Raw genomic sequence first — 19,297 nt, 5'->3', positions numbered from 1 at the left:
TTTTTATAATCTCCTTTTTATAATCTTTAAAATATAATTCTTAAAATATAAACTCTATAAATATAATCATCATTATAAAATTGATTCAAATGAATATACATTATTAGTGTCAATTATAAAAATAACTGATTTATTCATCTGAAACAGTATACTTACAGCTTTAATTATAATATATTTTTAGAAAAAGTAAAGAGAAAAAATAAAGTCAAAATACTAAAAAAAGATATTTTTAAATACATAAAGGATAAAAAACTTAATAAATAAAAAGAAATAGTAAATGTATATACCAAAAGACATTTTTTTAATGTCAAAATACGTTTTCTCTATAAAATTAAAATAATGCAAAACTTGTTGCATTTTTTAGGAAAAGGTTATAGAATAAAAAATGAAATAAGAAAAATATAATTTAACAGGAGTTGATTAAAATGTTACAGGTTACTTTAGAAGATGTAAAACAGGCGAGAGAGACTATAAAAGATATAGTTAAAAAGACTGACGTTTTAGAAAGTACAAAATTAAGCGAAAAAACTGGTGCTCATGTTTACTACAAATGTGAAAACCTACAGAAAACTGGATCTTTCAAAGTTAGAGGTGCATGTAATAAAATAGCAAATCTTACTGAAGAAGAAAAAGCAAGAGGAGTTATAGCAGCATCTGCAGGAAATCATGCACAGGGTGTTGCACTTGGAGCAAAATTAACAGGAATAAAAGCTACTATAGCAATGCCAGCTACTGCACCATTAGCAAAAGTTAGTGCAACTAAAGGTTACGGAGCAGAAGTTGTATTAAATGGTACAGTTTACGATGATGCATATGCTAAAGCAGTAGAAGTACAGAAAGAAACAGGAGCTACTTTCCTACATCCATTCAATGATAAATATGTAATAGCTGGTCAGGGTACTTTAGCATTAGAATTCTTTGAACAGTTAGATAACAAAGTAGATACTGTATTATGCCCAATAGGTGGAGGGGGAATAGTTGCTGGTGTAGCAGTAGTTGCAAAAGCATTAAACCCTAATTGTAAAGTTATAGGTGTTCAGACAGCTAATATACCTTCAATGAAAGAATCATTCCAGAATGGAGAAGTTACATCTGCATTCAATGCACCTACAATAGCCGATGGTATAGCAGTTAAAACTCCTGGAGATTTAACATTTGATATAATAAAAGAATTAGTTGATGACGTTGTTGTAGTAGAAGAAGACGAAATAGCACAGGCTATATTATTTATGATGGAAAGTCAGAAAATAGTATCTGAAGGTGCTGGTGCAGTTTCAACAGCAGCTTTATTAAGTGGAAAATATAAACCAGAAGCTGGAGAAAATGTAGTATGTGTAGTATCTGGTGGTAATGTAGACGTTAACACACTATACAGAATAATAGGTGTTGCTTTAGCTAAAGAAGGAAGAAGAGTTAGCTTAAAAGTTAGCATGAATGATAAACCAGGTAACTTCACAAAAGTTACTAGTATAATAAGCGAAACTGGAGCTAATATACTATCTGCTAACCAGGGAAGCTTAGCATCTGGAGATAGTTTAACTGAACAGTCTGCTGAATTTATACTTGAAACTCTAGACTTCGATCATATTAAGAGAGTAAAATCAGCAATAGTTGAAGCTGGATTCTGTGTAAAAGAAATATAGTTACAAATTTAAAATATATTTATAAATAGTTTAAAACATAAAATAAATTTATTAAAATATAAATAATATTTGAATCAATATAAATAAAAGAGTATAATATAAATATAGTGTTAATAAAAACACGTATCTTATATTAATATAATATTAGGAGGGGTTTCCAATGAAACACGAAGTAATACACACTAACAATGCTCCTGCAGCTTTAGGACCATATTCTCAGGCTATAAAAGCAGGAAACTTATTATTCTTATCAGGACAGGTTCCACTAGATCCAGAAACAATGACAGTTGTTGAAGGTGGAATAAAAGAACAGGCAACTAGATCTTTAACTAACATAAAAAATGTATTAGCTGAAGCTGGTGCAGACTTCTCTAACGTTGTTAAAACTACAGTTTTCATAAAAGATATGAACGAATTCAATGACTTAAATGAAGTTTACGCTGAATTCTTCGGTGAAAACAAACCAGCTAGATCTTGCGTAGAAGTAGCTAGATTACCAAAAGACGTTAAAGTTGAAATAGAATTAATAGCAGTTTTATAATTTGATAATTATAGAATTTATAAAGATGTCTCTTTTTAGAGGCATCTTTTTTATTAAATTTATTGTTTTAAATATAATTAATATAAGAGAAAAATTACTTGTGGATAAAGACAGAAAAATAGCTGATATAGAGATATCAGCTATTTTTTACTTATAAGAGGTATGGTTTTGATTTATATTATAAATAATTGAACTAGGCTATATTGAAGTGAACTGCTAGAGCAGAGTTTCTTTCTTCACGAGATAAAGTGTGTCCTTTTCTCATTATTATAGAATAACGTTTTCCGTCGATGAAGAATAATAGAACTTTTTCATCTCCAAAGTTAAATTCTCTATATCTATCAAATTCTGTATTTCCAAGTTCAAGAAGTTCTTTTGAGCTTATGCTGTTGTAGTCAAGTTTGAAACTCTTATCAGCCTTGAATATGACGCTAAGTGGAGTTTTAGCTTCTCCTTCTTCGTATAATTCGTGTTTTTCAGCTATCATTTCATTCTGTTCATCAGATAATGTAATAGGTATGAATTCTCCATTTTCATCTTTTAATAGACCACCGTTTATATCCTGTTTGTATACCATATGAACATCAGCTTTAGGTACATCCATCATTTTTTCAAAGTGAACATACTGTCCAGCATTTTCTATGAAACCTTCATTTCTTATTTCAAGGAATCCGTCTATTTTTCCTAAGCAGAAAGTAGATATAGAATCCTTAGCGAATTTATTATTGAATGGTAATATTGTAAGCATATCACCTTTATCTTCTAAAACTATTGAATAATCAAATGCGTAAAAATCTTTGTCTTCCATTCTTAAAAAATTGTACTGTATTATATTTCCTTTCAAAATTGCCATCTCCTTTTAAAATAAGTTTGAGTATATAAGCAGTGAATATACTAAATGTGATACTCTTATTCCCGCCTACAAACTAATAATAACATAAAAATAATAAATGTGCTACAATAATTAATAAAAAAACAAAGATTTTTTGATAAAAAATAAAAAAGAAATGTTAAATAGTGTAGCATAAATAATAATTACACATCATCTTGTATACAAAATATAAAAAATTTTGTAAAAAATAATTTTAAATATAAAATAAATACCAAATGATGACGCTATATTTCTGCTAATATTGAATTAAATTGTAAAGTTATGATATAATGAAGGATAGTTTAGGTCAAAAATTAAAAAAATTAATATAGATGGAGGAAAAATATATGAGTATGATACATAAATATTCAATGAATGGATACAACATAGTATTAGATGTTAATGGTGGATCTGTTCACGTTGTAGACGATGCGGCTTATAGAGTATTAGATTTCTACAAAGAAAATACTAAAGAAGAGACAGTTGAATTATTAAAAGATGAATTTACTAAAGAGCAGGTTGAAGAAGCTTGGGATGAAATAGCTAACTTAGAAGAAGAAGGTCTTTTATATACAGAAGATAACTATCAGTTCCACCCAGCATTTGTTCATAGAGAGCCAGTAGTAAAAGCACTTTGCTTAAATGTTGCACATGACTGTAACTTAAAATGCAAATACTGCTTTGCTAAACAGGGTAACTTCGGTGGAAAACCTGAATTAATGAGCTTTGAAGTAGGTAAGAGAGCATTAGATTTCCTAGTTGCTAATTCAGGAAGCAGAAGAAATCTTGATATAGACTTCTTCGGTGGAGAACCACTAATGAATTTTGAAGTTGTAAAACAGTTAGTAGAATACGGAAGAAGTATAGAAAAAGAACACGGTAAAAATATGAGATTTACTATAACTACTAACGGATTATTATTAAATGATGAAATAATAGATTACGTGAACGAAAATATGCATAATGTTGTACTTAGCTTAGACGGAAGAAAATCAGTAAATGACAACATGAGAATGACTATAAACGACAAAGGAAGCTACGATGTAATAGTTCCTAAAATGCAGAAATTAATAGAAAAAAGACCAAAAGATAAATATTACTACGTAAGAGGTACTTTCACTAGAGAAAACTTAGACTTCTCAAAAGATATACTTCACTTTAGAGATTTAGGATTTGAACTTACTTCTGTTGAGCCAGTTGTAGACGATGAATCAAATCCATTTGCATTAAGAAAAGAAGACTTACCACAGATATTTGATGAATATGAAAGATTTGCAGCTGAATTAGCTGATAGACAGTTAGCTGGAGATAAATTCAAATTCTTCCACTTTATGGTAGATTTAACTCAGGGACCATGTGTAATAAAAAGAATAACTGGATGTGGTGCAGGTAATGAATACCTATCAATAACTCCAAATGGAGATATATACCCATGTCATCAGTTCGTTGGACAGGAAGAATATATAATGGGTAACATAATGGATGAAAAAATAGAATTCCCAGAAGATCTTCAGAAAATGTTCAGAGATGCTCACGTATATAATAAAGAAGAATGTAAAAAATGCTGGAATAAATTCTACTGTTCAGGTGGATGTCATGCAAATGCATTAAACTTCAATGGAGATATAAACAAACCATATGATTTAGGTTGTGAAATGCAGAGAAAACGTACTGAATGTGCAATAATGATACAGGCTAAATTAATGATGGAAGGTCAGGATAACGAGTAATGATAAAATCATTTTGCGGTATAGAACCACAGATAGAAGAATCCGTATATGTATCAGAGTCTGCTGATATTATAGGAAAAGTAAAAATAGGTAAAAACTCTAGTGTCTGGTATAATGCTGTTGTTAGAGGTGATGATGAAGAAATAATCATCGGAGAAAACACTAATATACAGGATGGCTCAGTACTACATGGAGAAGAAAAAACTATAATAGGAAATAATGTAACAGTTGGACATAGAGCAATTGTACATGGTGCCAAAATAGGAGATAATTCTTTAATAGGAATGGGAGCTATAGTTTTAGACGGTGCAGAAATAGGTGAGCATTGTTTAGTTGGAGCAGGAGCATTAGTTACATCAAATAAGAAGTTTGAAGATGGTATGCTTATAATAGGTTCTCCAGCAAAAGCAATAAGACCATTAACTGACGATGAAAAGAAAAATTTAGAAAAAAGTGCAGATTTATATGTAAAAACTGCAGAAGAACATAAATAAATAGATTTTATAGAGATGGAAAATTAACCCATCTCTTTTTTTTATTTATTTGTGCGAGAGAATGATAATGTATGATAAAATAAAATTAAATATATAAAGATGGGCGGTGAAATAATGCGAATAAGTTATAGACATATAAAAAGATATAAAGAAATTGCCCAGGTTATGGTTAAGTACGGTTTTAGTTTTATAATAGAGAGAATAAATAAAGAAGGATCTGGAAGCAAGATAGATGTATCATCTTCAGAACCTAAAGATGATATAAAAAATATGACATCTGGCCAAAGGTTAAGATTAGCACTTCAAGAACTAGGTCCTACGTATATAAAAATGGGACAGATTCTTAGTACAAGACGGGACCTTTTAGATCAAGATATGATAGATGAGCTTGTTAAGCTTAGAGATGATGTTGAAACATTTGATACCGATGTAGCTATGGCAATAATAGAAGAAGAAACTGGAAGAAATATAGAGGAAATATTCTCTGAGTTTGACAAAGAGCCTATAGCAGCTGCATCTATTGGACAGGTATACAATGCAGTTTTAAAAGATGGAGAAAAAGTTGTAATAAAAGTACAGCGTCCGTATATAGAGGAAACTATAAAATCTGACTTAGAGATATTAAAGAGAGTATCTGGATCTATTCAGGATATTATAAAAGATTACAATATAGATATGAAAGAGATGCTAGAGGAGCTGTCTAGCCAGTTATTAAGAGAATTAGATTATAATTTCGAAGCTGTAAATGCTGTAAAAATGAAGAGAATTTTCCAAAATAGCGATGAGGTATATATTCCAGAGATACATATGGAATATACAACAAAGAGAGTATTGATAATGGAAAGAATAGAAGGAATAAAATTAAGTGATATAGACTTAATTAGAGAAAAAGGTTGGGATACTAAGAAAATAGCACACATAGGAGTTAAAGCTTTTTTAAGACAGGTATTCGATTTTGGATTCTTCCATGCAGACCAACATCCTGGAAATATATTTGTGCTTAGTGAATCTCAAATAGCATATATAGATTTTGGTATGATTGGTATGGTAGACAATAGAACTCTTAATTTCCTAAATAAATTTGCACTTGCAGCATCAGAGAAGAATGTAGATAAGATAGTTAGAGTTCTTACTGAAATAGATGCAATAGGTGAAGAAACTGATATAGATGGATTCAAGGGTGAAATGCTGTATATGATACACTATTATTACGATATACCGCTTGAAAGAATAAGCATAGGAACGGTATTAAATGAGATTTTTAGATTCTTTAGAAAATATAAAATAACTATGCCACCTCAGTTGATAACTTTAGCTAAGACAATAATTACATTAGAGGGAACAGCGAGAACATTGGATCCTGAATTTTCTGCTAGAGAGATTAGCAAGGCATTTATAAAGAATTACTACAAGAGTAGAATAAATCCTAAAAATATCGCAATGGAAACAAAGGGAAATATAGAAGATATAGTATTAGATTTAAAAAATCTTCCAAAGCAGATAAAAAATGTTTTAAAAATAATAGAAAAGAACAATGTAAAAATATCTGTTGAAGAAGTAAAAATGACTAGAATAGAGGATTGTTTAAAGGAATTGACAACACAGATGACAATGGCTTTAGTACTTGCATCTATAATAGTTGGTTCATCACTTATTATTGCATCTCCTAATATAGAAAGTAATATGGGAATAAAATATATGGCAATTGCTGGATTTTTCATATCATTTATAATAGGGCTTATTTTAGTTATAGAAATTGTAAAAGTTAAAATAAAGAAGAGGTAGAATTGGAGGGATTATATGAAAAAGTGGACTCTAATACATAGAGGAAAACCAGGCGTTACAGATGAAACAGAAAAGTTTAAACTTTCTCCAGAGATATCTCAAATTCTTGAAAATAGAAACATAAATTCTGAGGAGGAGATAAAATTATTTACAAATCCATCCTTAGATTACTTGAGAGACCCATTTTTAATGAAGGATATGGGAAAGGCAGCAGAGCGTATAAAAAAGGCAATAGAGTTAAATGAGAGAGTTTGGATATATGGAGATTATGATGTTGACGGTGTTTCATCTACGTCGGTGTTACTTACGTACTTTAAGTCTATAAATTTTGATGTTAAATATTATATACCAAATAGATTAGAAGAAGGATATGGAATAAATAAAGAGGCTATAGAGTATATAAATTCGGAAGGATGCGATTTAATTATAAGCGTCGACTGTGGAATAACATCAGTAGATGAGGTTGAATACGCCAATGAACTCGGTATAGAAATGATTATCACAGACCACCATGAATGTCAGAGTGAAATACCAAATGCATATGCAGTTGTAAATCCAAAACAAGATGATTGTAATTATCCTTTTGATATGCTTTGTGGATGTGGAATAGCATTTAAACTAGTACAGGCACTTACTCCACCAGAAGTATTCAAAACAACAGTTTATGATTATATAGAAATAGCTACACTAGCCACTATATGTGACATAGTTCCTTTGGTAGATGAAAATAGAATAATTGTAAAAAATGGTCTAAAAGCGATGAAAAATGGACATAATTTAGGTCTTTCAGAACTTATAAATGTATGTGGAGTAGATAAAGAAAAAATAGGTTCTTCTCATATAGGATTTACAATAGGACCGAGAATAAATGCAGCAGGAAGACTAGGTTTTTCTGATTTAGGTGTAGAACTATTCACAGCTACAGATAAGGATACTGCACACGAAATAGCATTGGCTCTAGATGAAAAAAATAATGATAGACAAATGATAGAGATGAAAATCCATCACGAAGCAGAAACAATTATAAAAAATGATCCATCATATGAAGATGATAAGGTTATAGTTTTAGCACATGAAGGTTGGCAGCATGGTGTTATAGGAATAGTAGCATCTAAGCTAACAGAAAAATACTACAAACCTACAATACTTATGTGTATAGAAGATGGTGAAGCGACAGGTTCTGCTAGATCTATAAAAGGATTTAGTATATTTGATGCCCTAACAGAATGTTCTGATATACTTACTAAGTTTGGCGGTCATGAACAGGCGGCGGGGCTTAGTATAAGTGCAGATAAAGTACCAGAGCTTAGAAGAAGAATAAATGAATCAGCTGATATAAATCTTACAGAAGAAGATATGATAGAAGAAATCAAAGTAGAGTACGAATTAGATGAAAAATCAGCTAACTTTGATTTAATTGAAGAACTTAGAAAACTTGAGCCGTTTGGTATGAGCAATCCAACACCAAAGTTTATTTTAAGAGATTGTATACTTAGAGATATGAGATTCATGGGACAAAATAAACAGCATATAAAACTAGAAATAGAAAAGGAAAGTGTATTTGAATGCGTCGGATTTAATGCAGCTCATTTAATAGATGGTTTAAAAAATGGAGATAGAATAGATGTATTATTCCAATTAGATGAAAATACGTTTATGGGAAAAAGAAAATTGCAGTTCTTAGTTAAAGACCTGAGACTTGCTTATCCAAAATCGGCTACGACAAATATGGATGCTGTTAAACTTATGAATGAATTAATACCAAATAATGAAAATAGTTTATACAATATAGAAAGTTTAGAGGAATACAAATTAGGACATATAGATATAGAGGGAGAAAGAGTAGAAAATATATTTGATTTTATTGAAGATAATACTCTTGTAATAGCAAACTCTATAAATGGATTTTTCAGAGCAAAATCAGATTTAACACTTTTAGAAGAAGAAGTGGAAATATATTTTAAAGAAATAGATGAAAATGACAAAAAGCATTCAAAAATACATCTGATATTCTCACCTAATATTGATAAAATAGACGTAAAAAGATATAATAATATTATTCTTTATGATTATCTGTATACTAGGGATGACTATGGAAAATTATACTCTAAAGTGGAAGATGAATGTAAAATAATAAAAAATTACAATGAAATAGATAAAATTTACATCAAGAGCATAATGGAAAACATAGTTCCAACTAGAAATGAATTTGTAAATATTTATAGATATATAATAAAAAACAGAGGAATTAGATTTAGAATAGATGATACAATGAATATATTTAAAATAATTCCTTTAAAACTATTTGCAATTATCAAGATTTTTAAAGAGCTTAGGCTATTTGAAGTAGCAATAGATGAGCGTGATTTTGTAAATGTTGAGGTGCTACCAAAACCAGATACTAAGCTTGATTTAAATAGAAGTAAAATTTTAATAAATCTAAATCAAATTAGAGAAAAAGCAAAAGAAATTTATAATGTTTAAGTATTGGAGGAAAAAAGATGAACTTAGAATCTAAAATAAGAAATATACAGGACTTCCCAAAACCAGGTATAGGATTTAAAGACATAACAACTTTATTAAAAGATGGAGAAGCTTTTAAAGCAGCTATAGATAAAATAGTTGAAAACTTAAAAGATAAAGAAGTAGATTATGTAGTTGGACCTGAAGCAAGAGGATTTTTATTAGGTGCTCCTGTAGCTTATGCATTAGGTGCAGGATTTGTACCTATAAGAAAACCAGGTAAACTACCTGCAGAAGTAGTTAGCTTTGAATATGATCTTGAATATGGAACAGATAAAATAGAAATGCATAAGGATTCAATAGAAGAAGGTAAAAAAGTAGTTATAATAGATGACTTATTAGCTACTGGAGGAACTGTAGAAGCTGCTACTAAGCTAATAGAAAGCTTAGGTGGAGAAATAGTATCTATTCAGTTCTTAATAGAGCTTGAGTTCTTAAATGGTAAAGATAAACTAAAAGGATACGATGTGGAATCAATAATAAAATACTAATCAACAGATTAGTTATACAGATGGAACGGAATAAGGTGGTTTTATGCAGGGAAAGAAAAAAATAGAGGGCATAAAGTTAAAAGATGCCGAAAAAAATGAAAGAACGTTAGAAGTTCTCGCCGACACTTCTGCTGAATCAGACAAAGATCTTTTAGAAATATTAGAAAAAGTTAAATCATATGCTCCAAATGGCGATTTGGATACAATTATAAAAGCGTATAAATTAGCTAAATATGCACATAGAGATCAAAAAAGAAAATCGGGAGAACCGTATTTTATACATCCATTAGCTGTTGCAAATATAATATGTGATATGCAGCTAGATATAGAAACAGTAACTGCAGGATTACTACATGATGTAGTTGAAGATACTGAGTACACATATGAAGATATAGAAAGTATTTTTAATAAAGAAATAGCGGATCTTGTAGATGGTGTTACAAAACTTGGTAAAATAAAATACCGCTCAAAAGAGGAAACACAGTCTGAAAACTTAAGAAAGATGTTTTTAGCTATGGCTAAGGATATAAGGGTTATACTTATAAAATTAGCCGATAGACTTCATAACATGAGAACTCTTAACTACATGGATCCAGAAAAAGCAAAATATAAGGCTACAGAAACACTAGAAATATACGGTGGAATAGCTCATAGACTTGGGATATCTAAGATAAAATGGGAGCTTGAAGACTTAGCTTTAAGATATATAGATCACGATGGATACTATGAATTAGTTGAAAAAGTATCTATGAAGAGAAGTCAGAGAGAAGAAAATATAACGAGAATAGTAACTTGTTTACAAGAAAAATTTGCTGAAATGGAAATATCATGTGATGTTTATGGTAGACCAAAACATTTCTATAGTATATATAGAAAAATGAAGAAAAAAAATAAAACATTCGAGGAGATTTTTGACCTTACAGCAGTCAGAATTTTAGTTGATACAGTAAAAGATTGCTATGCTGTCTTAGGTGTAGTGCATACACTATGGAAACCTATCCCAGGTAGATTCAAAGATTACATAGCTATGCCAAAACCTAATATGTATCAGTCACTTCATACTACAGTTGTTGGGCCAGATGGAGAACCTTTAGAAATTCAGATAAGAACTCATGAAATGCACAATATAGCAGAATATGGTATAGCTGCACATTGGAAATATAAAGAAGGTATATCTAATTCTAAAGAAGATAAAATAGAAGAAAAACTTCAGTGGTTAAGACAGATGATGGAATGGGAAAAGGATGTAAAAGATCCTCATGAATTCATGGATGCCTTAAAGGAAGATGTCTTCTCAAGCCAGGTATATGTATTTACTCCACAGGGGGATGTTATAGAATTACCAGCTGAGTCAACTCCAATAGACTTTGCCTATAGAGTACATACAAATGTAGGTAATAAATGTGTTGGTGCAAAAGTTGATGGAAGAATGGTTACATTAGATTACAAATTACAGAATGGTAATATAGTTGAAATACTTACATCTTCAAACTCTCCAGGGCCAAGTAGAGACTGGTTAGGTATAGTAAAAACTCCAAATGCAAAGAGTAGAATAAGACAGTTCTTCAAAAAAGAGAGAAGAGAAGAAAATATTGAACGTGGTAATGCAATACTTGAAAGAGAGTTTAAAAAACATGGATTACCTACTACAAAAGATTCTGTGATAGATAAAAATATGCTTATAATAGCTAAAAAATTTAACCAGCCAAATGTTGAGGATTTAATAGCTACAGTTGGATATGGTGGAATAATGGCATCTCAAGTTGTTACTAAGCTTAAAGAGCTTTATACAAGAGAAATGCGACAGGCTATGAAAGAAAAGAAAGCTAGCCTTTCTGAAGATATAGAAAAACACAACATAAGTGATGCAGAATACAGCAAGAAGAGAAAGAAAACTCCTTCACAGGGAATAATAGTTGAAGGTCTTGACAATATCTTAGTAAGATTTGCTAAGTGCTGTAATCCACTTCCTGGTGATGAAATAGTTGGATATATAACTAAAGGAAGAGGAGTTGCTGTTCATAGAGCAGACTGTGTAAATGTAAACCCAGATGACGAATTCTTCAAGAAGAGAATGATAAAAGTATCTTGGGATGGAGAAGGAAAAGATAGCAATAGTACATTTGAAGCAGAAATTCAGATAAAAGTTGTAGATAGAAGAGGAATAGTAAACGAAATAACTCATATCGTAGCAAATGAAAAAATAGGTTTAAATGGAATAAATGCTAGAAAAGGAAAAGACTCTGAAGTTACTATAAATCTTTTAGTGGAAGTAGAAGGAACAGAACAGCTTGATTATATAATGAAGAAGATAAAAGCAGTTCCAGGTGTTGAAAGAATTTATAGAATGACAAATTAATATATAAATGAGGAGAATTTTAAAATGAGAGCTGTTGTACAGAGAGTATCTCGCTCTGAAGTTACAGTTGATGGGAGAACAACAGGAAAGATAAACAAAGGTCTTCTTGTTTTATTAGGTGTAACACATGGAGATACTTCAAAAGATGTAGATTATATAGTTGATAAAACTATCAATCTTAGAATATTTGAAGATGAAAATGACAAAATGAATTTATCTCTAAAAGATATAGGCGGTGAAATGCTTGCTGTTTCTCAGTTTACTCTTTACGGTGACTGTAGAAAGGGACGTAGACCAAGCTTTACAAATGCTGCTGCACCAGAAGAAGCAGATAAACTTTATCAGGAATTTGTCAAGAAAGTTTCTGAGCAGGGAATAAATACTGAAACTGGTGAATTTGGAGCACATATGATGGTTGATTTAGTAAATGATGGACCAGTAACTATACTTTTAGAATCAAATAAATCTTTTTAGGAGGATAAAATAGTGGAAATTAAAAGAATTGACGATTTTTATACATCAACAAACGTATACATACTATCAGATGATGAAACTAAAGAAGCTGCAGTAGTGGATCCAGGTGGAAGTCCAAATGAAGTAATAGAATACTTAAAAGAAGAAGGATTAGGTTTAAAATATGTAATCCTAACTCATGGACACGCAGATCATATAGGATATGTTAAAGATATATTAGCATATAAAAAAGTGCCAGTTGTAGCTCATAAAGATGAAAAAGAAATGTTAAATGATTCAAGCTACAATTTAAGTAATATGATGAGATGTGGAAAAACTGAATTTGATGCAGATATATATGTAGATGACAGAGATAGCCTATACTTAGGTAAAACAAAACTTTTATTCATACACACTCCAGGTCATACTGAAGGTGGTATGTGTATAAGAACAGAAAATAATCTTATAACAGGGGATACTCTATTCAAAGGAAGTATGGGAAGATGTGACCTTAGAGGTGGAGACGAAAGAAAAATGAAAAAATCTCTTAATAAGATAAAAAAATTCGAAAATGAAATAGCTGTTTATCCTGGTCATGGAGAACCTACTGTACTTGGACACGAAAAACAAAATAATCCTTATCTTTCGACTAGATACATTGGAGAATAAAAATAAAAACACTATGCGAGGGCTTTTGCCTTTGCATAGTGAATTATTATGTATAAGGAGAAAAAAATGCTAAAAGTAGTGTTAAAAGGGCATGACTATGAATACGAGGTTTCAGAACTTATAAAATTATTCACATCAGAGTTTGAATATGTTGAAGAATTACAGAATTCTGAAGAAAAATTTTTAGTCAATAGCATAGAAATAAATGGAAAAAAAGTAATATCAAAAACAGAAGTTTGCGAAAATGGAAGTATAATCGGTGAATTTACAGAACAGAAAGAATTTGAAAAAGATTACTCTGATTTAATAAATAATTCTAATAATTATGCTGAATTCGTGGAAAAGTTAGAAAGAGAAGATTCTCTAGCTGTAAAAAAAGCAGCTAGATGGAGCATTAAAAAAAGTATGTTCCAGGCATTAAAACAAATTATGCCAGATAGCTATGTGCCATGGGGCGATTTAACAGGTATAAAGCCAGTTAAAATAGTTCATAACCTAATATCTGATGGAATGGATGATGAAGAGGTTTTAAATTATTTAAAAGAAGAGCATTTTATAACAGATGAAAAAGCTGAATTAGCACTAGACATAGCTAAAAGAGAAAGAGGATTTATTTATCCATTAAGCGATAAAAAAATATCTCTTTATGTAAGTATTCCTTTCTGCCCAACTAGATGTTATTACTGTTCATTCCCATCTAACTCAATTCAGAAGTATGGAAACCTTAGAAGAAAATATGTTGAAAGACTTTTAGATGAGGCTAGAGGAACCGCAGAAATAATAAAAAATAGAGGTTGGGAAATAGAAACATTCTACATAGGTGGAGGAACACCTACAGCTTTAGACGCAGAAGATATGGATTATATGATAGAAAATCTATTTGAAATCTTTGACTTCAGTAAAATAAAAGAATTTACTGTTGAAGCTGGCAGACCTGATACTATTACAGAAGAAAAATTAAGAGTACTTAAAAAACATGGAGTAAATAGAATAAGTATAAACCCACAGACTATGAATGATTCTACACTAGAAAAAATAGGTAGAAAACATAGCGTGGAAGATATAAAAACTTGCTTCAAAATGGCTAGAGAGCTAGGATTTGATAATATAAATATGGATATAATCTTAGGTCTTGTCGATGAAGATGCAGAAATGGTTAAAAAGACACTGGAAGAAATTAAAAAATTATCTCCAGAAAGTTTAACTGTTCATACACTAGCAATAAAAAGAGCATCTAAATTAAATATGGATATGGATTCTTATAAAGAAAATCTTACTCAGTACAAAGAAATGATCAAAATGATAGATATTTCTATGGAAGCTGCTAAAGAAATGAACTTAAATCCGTACTATATGTATAGACAGAAAATGATGCTAGGAAACTTAGAAAACGTAGGATACGCTAAAGAAGGATATGAGTGCATCTATAATATGCAGATGATGGAAGAAAAACAGACTAACATAGCTATAGGAGCTGGAGCTGTTTCTAAATTTGTATACTTAGATGAAAATAGAATTGAAAGAGTAGACGACGTTAAAAACCTTGAAATATACCTTGATAGGGTTGAGGATATGATTGAAAAGAAAAAAAGGGAGGTAGAAAAAAATGCTAACTAAAGCACCAAGAGGAACAAAAGATATAACTCCTAAAGACTCGTACAAATGGAATTATCTTGAAAATAAATTTAGAGAAATATGTGCACTTTACGGGTATCAGGAAATGAGAACACCGATATTTGAGCATACAGAACTATTCCAGAGAGGTGTAGGTGATACTACAGATATAGTTCAGAAAGAAATGTACTCATTTAAAGATAAAGGAGATAGAGAAATAACTCTAAAACCAGAAGGAACAGCTGGGGCAGTAAGAGCATTTATAGAAAATAAACTATATGCCGATACTCAGCCAACAAAAATGTTCTACATAACTCCTTGCTTCAGATATGAAAGACCACAGGCTGGAAGACAGAGACAGTTCCACCAGTTTGGTATTGAAGCTATAGGAAGCGATAGCCCATCAATGGATGCTGAAGCTATATCATTAGCAATGCAGTTCTTCAGAGAATTAGGATTAAAAGACTTAAAAGTCAGCTTAAACTCTGTTGGATGCCCAGTTTGTAGAAAAGAATATGATAAAAAACTAAGAGAATACTTAGATTCAAAATCAGAAGTTCTTTGCGATATGTGCAATGAAAGAAAAGAAAAAAATCCTATGAGAGTTATAGACTGTAAAAATCCTCAGTGTAAAGAGGCTATAACAGATATACCTTATATGATAGATAATCTTTGTGATGACTGTAAGGCCCATTTTGCAGAACTTGAAGAATACCTAAAAGAAATGGAAATACCTTACGAAATAGATAAAACTATAGTTAGAGGATTAGACTACTACAAGAGAACAGCATTTGAAATAATAGCTGAAAACATAGGTGCTCAGAGCACAGTTTGTGGTGGTGGTAGATACGACGGACTAGTTGAGCAGCTAGGTGGACCTAAAGGAACTAGTGGAATAGGATTTGCACTTGGAGCAGAAAGATTACTTCTTACTCTTGAAGATGCAGGAATAGAAATAGAAAATCCTCAGTCTACAGATATATTCATAGTTACTATAGGTGATGAAGCTAAAAAGAAAAGCTTCGGTCTTTTAAAAGAATTAAGAGATAATCACATAAGTGCTGATAAAGATCACTTATCAAGAAGTGTTAAAGCTCAGTTTAAATACTCTGATAAGATAAATGCTAAGTTTACAATAGTTATAGGTGATGATGAACTTAAAAACAACGAAGCATCACTTAAAAACATGGCTACATCAGAACAGCACACTGTAAAACTTAGTGAACTAGTAAAAGAATTAAAAGAAAGATTATAAATAAAAATAAAAGGCTGTTGCAATTAATTTTGTAGCAGCCTTTAAACTTAACACAAGTATTCGCTCTCCAGGCTTCAGCGCCTCGCTTTACTATATAACACATTTAATAGATGCGAGGCGCTTGCAGAATTGTCGGTGCGAGCTACTTGTGTTTAAGTTTTTTAGAAGGCTGCTTGAAAATTAAATTGCAAACAGCCTTCTTTATTTTTATAGTGAGTAAATATACTAGTTAAATATTGAAATTTCAACGATGCAACTAGCAGTTGACAAATTTGTTAGTGTAGTTGGTAGTATGATTTTAAGAATTTTGGTAAGATAAGACCATAGAAATAGATATCTAAAGGGAACGATATATCGACCAAGTTAAAAGAGGTGAGGAAGATGACATTATCAGAAAAAATAATGAATTTAAGAAAAAAGAATGGATGGTCACAAGAGGAACTAGCAGAGAGATTAGATATATCTAGACAATCTGTATCAAAATGGGAAAGTGGGGAATCTGTACCAACTCTTGAAAAAATAATAAAAATCAGTGAAATATTTGATGTATCCACAGACTATCTTTTAAAAGATGATTTTAAAGAAGAAAAATTTGATAGGAGTGAAAGCTCAATTTATATGAATAAAATTGAGGAAAGTTCATATATAAATAATAGAAATATATCATCAGATATAGCTATAGATAGAATTATCGGTGAAGAAAAAGCTAATGAGAATGTGATAAAAAGAAGAAAGACTAGTTTTGAAGAGGTTTCAAATTATATTGAACTAGCCGAAATTACTGCAAAAAAATTTGCTAGAGCTGTTATGTTTTGTATTTTATCACCAGTAATGTTGGTACTTTTGGCTGGATTTGCAGAGCAACATAAAATTCCACTAAAAGAAGATCATGCAGCTATGATTGGCCTAATAATACTTTTAATTATGGTTGCTAGTGCAGTATCAGTATTTATAATATACGGAATGAAAATGGATAAATTTAAATATATGGATAGACCGATAGAAGTAGATTCAAGTTCTTTAAGATTTGTAGAAGAAAAGAATGATAGTTTTGAAGGAAAATTGCAACAGAGTATGGCTTTTGGAGTAGCTTTATTCATAATAGGAGCAATTCCTCTTATTGCGGCAGGAGCATTAGATGCAGAAGAATATATAATGGTAATTTGTGTAGCATTGCTTTTAGTATTGATTTCAATAGGAGTTAATATGATAGTTAAAGCTGAGATGCTAAGAGAAGGATATGAAAAAGTACTGCAAATTGGCGAGTATACAGTAGAAGAAAAAGAAAATAATAGAAAAAATGAGCATTTAGATACAATATACTGGTGTACAATAGCAACTATATATTTAGCATATAGTTTCTATACATTTAACTGGCATATAAGTTGGGTAATTTGGCCTTGTGCAGGTGTATTCTACGCTGTAGTTGAGGCTATAACAAAAGTGGTAAGAAAAGTATAAATATAAAAAAAGGATGTTCTCAAAAATATAATTGAGACATCCTTTTTATTTTTATAATTGTAGCTGCATAGATATTTCATCGTCGTATTTTCCGTCTATGCAAATATAGTCCTTTTTTATTCCTACAGTTTTAAATCCATATTTTTTATAAAGATTTATTGCAGCGCTATTTTCCCGTCTTACAGATAGAACTATATTTTTAATATTTTTTTCTTCTGCAAACTCTATAATTTCTTTTGTTATAGCATTTCCAATCCCTATTCCCCAAAATTCTTTAAGGACAGTTATAGAATACTCTACGTTGTGAGATAATCTTAATTCAGCAGAAGAATTAAGCTCTGCAATGCAACAAAGAACTTCATCTATAAAACCAAGAATCATTATAGTCTTACTATTTCTATTGATGTTTGAGATTACTATTTTTTCTTCATAAGGTGTTACAAAATATTCATCAGATGAAAAAGATAGATTATCGCTTTCATCTGAAGTTACTTTAAAGAAATTAACCACAGTTTCTGCATCAGCTGTGATAGCATTTCTTAATGATAATATATCACCATTTAAAAGTTTTATGTCTTTCTCAAAATAAAAGGGATTGTTATTCCCTAAAAATTCACTCATACAAACTCACTCCTTACAGAGTTCATAATATCAGAGAGAATATACTATGTCTACAATAGATATATAGTTAACATTAATACAATTATAGATATTTCAAATATAAATATAAATTTAAAGAATTAATCTAAAATAACTTTCCAATTAGGATCATTATATGCATCAAAGCACATTTTAACTTGTTCCTTAGTACACTTGGCTTCATCTAACTCTGGAAGTTCATTCAATCCAAAGAATTTAGCTTCAGTAGTTTCTATATTTTCTACAAATCCACCATCAATTAATTCACATTGTACAAATATTTTGCAGATACCATAAACATAAAGTGGTTTATTTCTTTTATTTCTATCGTGAAGTGCGATAACTCTATCACATTTTACATTATATCCAGACTCTTCTCTAACTTCTTTTACTGTATTAGAAGCGACTGACTCTAACACATCACACCAACCTCCAGGAAGCGACCATTTACCAGTATTTTCATGAACAAGTAGTATTTTACCGTCTTTAAAAACAGCTCCTCTAGTATCTATCTTTGGAGTTTGGTAACCTTTTTCATTGCAGAAAAGATTGTAAACTTTGTCTTTTGGTATTTCAGTCTTAAAAGAAATCATTTCTGCGGCGATATCTCTAAGCATTTCATATCTTTCTTTATCGTAAATATCTTTTGTGTATTCAATTCCAGCCTGGGCTATACTCTGAATATCTATTGCCCATTTAAGCCAAGGTTCATTTAAAAAAGTATTATTTTTCATGTTTCCTCCTATATCTCAAAAAATGAGAAATATGT

17 protein-coding genes are annotated in these 19,297 nt (G+C 30.6%); 13 read left to right on the top strand and 4 right to left on the bottom strand.

Annotation, left to right across the window (positions count from 1 at the left end; genetic code table 11):
• Nucleotides 1-425: 425 nt before the first annotated feature.
• Both ilvA and DWX74_RS04080 read left to right on the top strand, forming a co-directional pair.
• Nucleotides 426-1,643 carry a threonine ammonia-lyase gene (ilvA, locus tag DWX74_RS04085; RefSeq protein ID WP_118548833.1) on the top strand — a complete coding sequence of 406 codons (1,218 nt, stop codon included), beginning with the start codon at nt 426-428 and terminating at the stop codon, nt 1,641-1,643.
• Nucleotides 1,644-1,803: 160 nt separating this feature from the next.
• Entirely contained in the window at nt 1,804-2,184 is a 381-nt protein-coding gene (locus tag DWX74_RS04080; RefSeq protein ID WP_006440852.1) for a RidA family protein, read from the top strand.
• Between the two features lie 193 nt (nt 2,185-2,377).
• Here the strand turns inward: DWX74_RS04080 and DWX74_RS04075 are convergent, their stop codons facing one another.
• Complete coding sequence (locus DWX74_RS04075) at nt 2,378-3,028, bottom strand: hypothetical protein (RefSeq protein ID WP_118548832.1); 651 nt, start codon at nt 3,026-3,028, stop codon at nt 2,378-2,380.
• Nucleotides 3,029-3,148: 120 nt separating this feature from the next.
• Nucleotides 3,149-3,214, bottom strand: coding sequence for a sortase B protein-sorting domain-containing protein (locus DWX74_RS11405; RefSeq protein WP_442952063.1), 66 nt, complete (start codon nt 3,212-3,214; stop codon nt 3,149-3,151).
• 188 nt (nt 3,215-3,402) lie between these two features.
• Here DWX74_RS11405 and scfB point away from each other — a divergent pair, with 188 nt between their 5' ends.
• The 11 genes from scfB to DWX74_RS04015 all read left to right on the top strand — a co-directional run bounded on the left by scfB (nt 3,403) and on the right by DWX74_RS04015 (nt 17,889).
• Nucleotides 3,403-4,785: a thioether cross-link-forming SCIFF peptide maturase gene (scfB, locus tag DWX74_RS04065; protein ID WP_118548831.1), complete on the top strand. Its 1,383-nt coding sequence runs from the start codon at nt 3,403-3,405 to the stop codon at nt 4,783-4,785.
• On the top strand, nt 4,785-5,279 hold the full coding sequence (locus DWX74_RS04060) for a gamma carbonic anhydrase family protein (RefSeq protein ID WP_118548830.1): 495 nt from the start codon (nt 4,785-4,787) through the stop codon (nt 5,277-5,279). The genes scfB and DWX74_RS04060 overlap by 1 nt, the downstream gene beginning before the upstream one ends.
• Before the next feature lie 114 nt (nt 5,280-5,393).
• Nucleotides 5,394-7,064, top strand: a complete 1,671-nt coding sequence (locus tag DWX74_RS04055) for an ABC1 kinase family protein (RefSeq protein ID WP_199647544.1) — start codon at nt 5,394-5,396, stop codon at nt 7,062-7,064.
• 15 nt (nt 7,065-7,079) lie between these two features.
• On the top strand, nt 7,080-9,548 hold the full coding sequence (recJ, locus tag DWX74_RS04050; RefSeq protein ID WP_118548828.1) for a single-stranded-DNA-specific exonuclease RecJ: 2,469 nt from the start codon (nt 7,080-7,082) through the stop codon (nt 9,546-9,548).
• A gap of 17 nt (nt 9,549-9,565) precedes the next feature.
• Nucleotides 9,566-10,078 carry an adenine phosphoribosyltransferase gene (locus tag DWX74_RS04045; RefSeq protein ID WP_118548827.1) on the top strand — a complete coding sequence of 171 codons (513 nt, stop codon included), beginning with the start codon at nt 9,566-9,568 and terminating at the stop codon, nt 10,076-10,078.
• A 43-nt stretch (nt 10,079-10,121) separates the two neighbouring features.
• Nucleotides 10,122-12,437 carry a RelA/SpoT family protein gene (locus tag DWX74_RS04040; protein WP_286164185.1) on the top strand — a complete coding sequence of 772 codons (2,316 nt, stop codon included), beginning with the start codon at nt 10,122-10,124 and terminating at the stop codon, nt 12,435-12,437.
• Between the two features lie 24 nt (nt 12,438-12,461).
• A complete protein-coding gene (gene dtd / locus DWX74_RS04035; protein ID WP_006440868.1) occupies nt 12,462-12,911 on the top strand; it encodes a D-aminoacyl-tRNA deacylase in 450 nt (149 codons plus the stop codon).
• Nucleotides 12,912-12,923: 12 nt separating this feature from the next.
• Nucleotides 12,924-13,559: an MBL fold metallo-hydrolase gene (locus DWX74_RS04030; RefSeq protein ID WP_118548826.1), complete on the top strand. Its 636-nt coding sequence runs from the start codon at nt 12,924-12,926 to the stop codon at nt 13,557-13,559.
• Between the two features lie 66 nt (nt 13,560-13,625).
• The gene (gene hemZ / locus DWX74_RS04025) at nt 13,626-15,176 is read left to right on the top strand and encodes a coproporphyrinogen dehydrogenase HemZ (protein WP_199647542.1); all 1,551 of its coding nucleotides are present in this window, start codon (nt 13,626-13,628) and stop codon (nt 15,174-15,176) included.
• Nucleotides 15,166-16,428, top strand: coding sequence for a histidine--tRNA ligase (hisS, locus tag DWX74_RS04020; protein ID WP_006440871.1), 1,263 nt, complete (start codon nt 15,166-15,168; stop codon nt 16,426-16,428). The genes hemZ and hisS overlap by 11 nt, the downstream gene beginning before the upstream one ends.
• A gap of 381 nt (nt 16,429-16,809) precedes the next feature.
• Nucleotides 16,810-17,889: a helix-turn-helix domain-containing protein gene (locus tag DWX74_RS04015; protein WP_118548824.1), complete on the top strand. Its 1,080-nt coding sequence runs from the start codon at nt 16,810-16,812 to the stop codon at nt 17,887-17,889.
• 51 nt (nt 17,890-17,940) lie between these two features.
• Here DWX74_RS04015 and DWX74_RS04010 read toward each other — a convergent pair whose 3' ends face one another.
• Nucleotides 17,941-18,510, bottom strand: a complete 570-nt coding sequence (locus DWX74_RS04010) for a GNAT family N-acetyltransferase (protein ID WP_118548823.1) — start codon at nt 18,508-18,510, stop codon at nt 17,941-17,943.
• Between the two features lie 119 nt (nt 18,511-18,629).
• Nucleotides 18,630-19,262, bottom strand: coding sequence for an NUDIX hydrolase N-terminal domain-containing protein (locus DWX74_RS04005; protein WP_118548822.1), 633 nt, complete (start codon nt 19,260-19,262; stop codon nt 18,630-18,632).
• Nucleotides 19,263-19,297 lie beyond the last annotated feature (35 nt).

The sequence above is a fragment of the Peptoclostridium sp. AF21-18 genome (assembly GCF_003478825.1).
Lineage (GTDB): Bacteria > Bacillota > Clostridia > Peptostreptococcales > Peptostreptococcaceae > Peptacetobacter.
This window is presented reverse-complemented; position numbering and strand designations above follow the sequence as displayed.

Bases quoted from the DNA above. Each gene is read 5' to 3' on its own strand.
- ilvA (WP_118548833.1), top strand. From the start codon at position 426: ATGTTACAGGTTACTTTAGAAGATGTAAAACAGGCGAGAGAGACTATA.
- DWX74_RS04080 (WP_006440852.1), top strand. From the start codon at position 1,804: ATGAAACACGAAGTAATACACACTAACAATGCTCCTGCAGCTTTAGGA.
- scfB (WP_118548831.1), top strand. From the start codon at position 3,403: ATGAGTATGATACATAAATATTCAATGAATGGATACAACATAGTATTA.
- DWX74_RS04060 (WP_118548830.1), top strand. From the start codon at position 4,785: ATGATAAAATCATTTTGCGGTATAGAACCACAGATAGAAGAATCCGTA.
- DWX74_RS04055 (WP_199647544.1), top strand. From the start codon at position 5,394: ATGCGAATAAGTTATAGACATATAAAAAGATATAAAGAAATTGCCCAG.
- recJ (WP_118548828.1), top strand. From the start codon at position 7,080: ATGAAAAAGTGGACTCTAATACATAGAGGAAAACCAGGCGTTACAGAT.
- DWX74_RS04045 (WP_118548827.1), top strand. From the start codon at position 9,566: ATGAACTTAGAATCTAAAATAAGAAATATACAGGACTTCCCAAAACCA.
- DWX74_RS04040 (WP_286164185.1), top strand. From the start codon at position 10,122: ATGCAGGGAAAGAAAAAAATAGAGGGCATAAAGTTAAAAGATGCCGAA.
- dtd (WP_006440868.1), top strand. From the start codon at position 12,462: ATGAGAGCTGTTGTACAGAGAGTATCTCGCTCTGAAGTTACAGTTGAT.
- hemZ (WP_199647542.1), top strand. From the start codon at position 13,626: ATGCTAAAAGTAGTGTTAAAAGGGCATGACTATGAATACGAGGTTTCA.
- hisS (WP_006440871.1), top strand. From the start codon at position 15,166: ATGCTAACTAAAGCACCAAGAGGAACAAAAGATATAACTCCTAAAGAC.
- DWX74_RS04015 (WP_118548824.1), top strand. From the start codon at position 16,810: ATGACATTATCAGAAAAAATAATGAATTTAAGAAAAAAGAATGGATGG.
- DWX74_RS04010 (WP_118548823.1), bottom strand. From the start codon at position 18,510: ATGAGTGAATTTTTAGGGAATAACAATCCCTTTTATTTTGAGAAAGAC.
- DWX74_RS04005 (WP_118548822.1), bottom strand. From the start codon at position 19,262: ATGAAAAATAATACTTTTTTAAATGAACCTTGGCTTAAATGGGCAATA.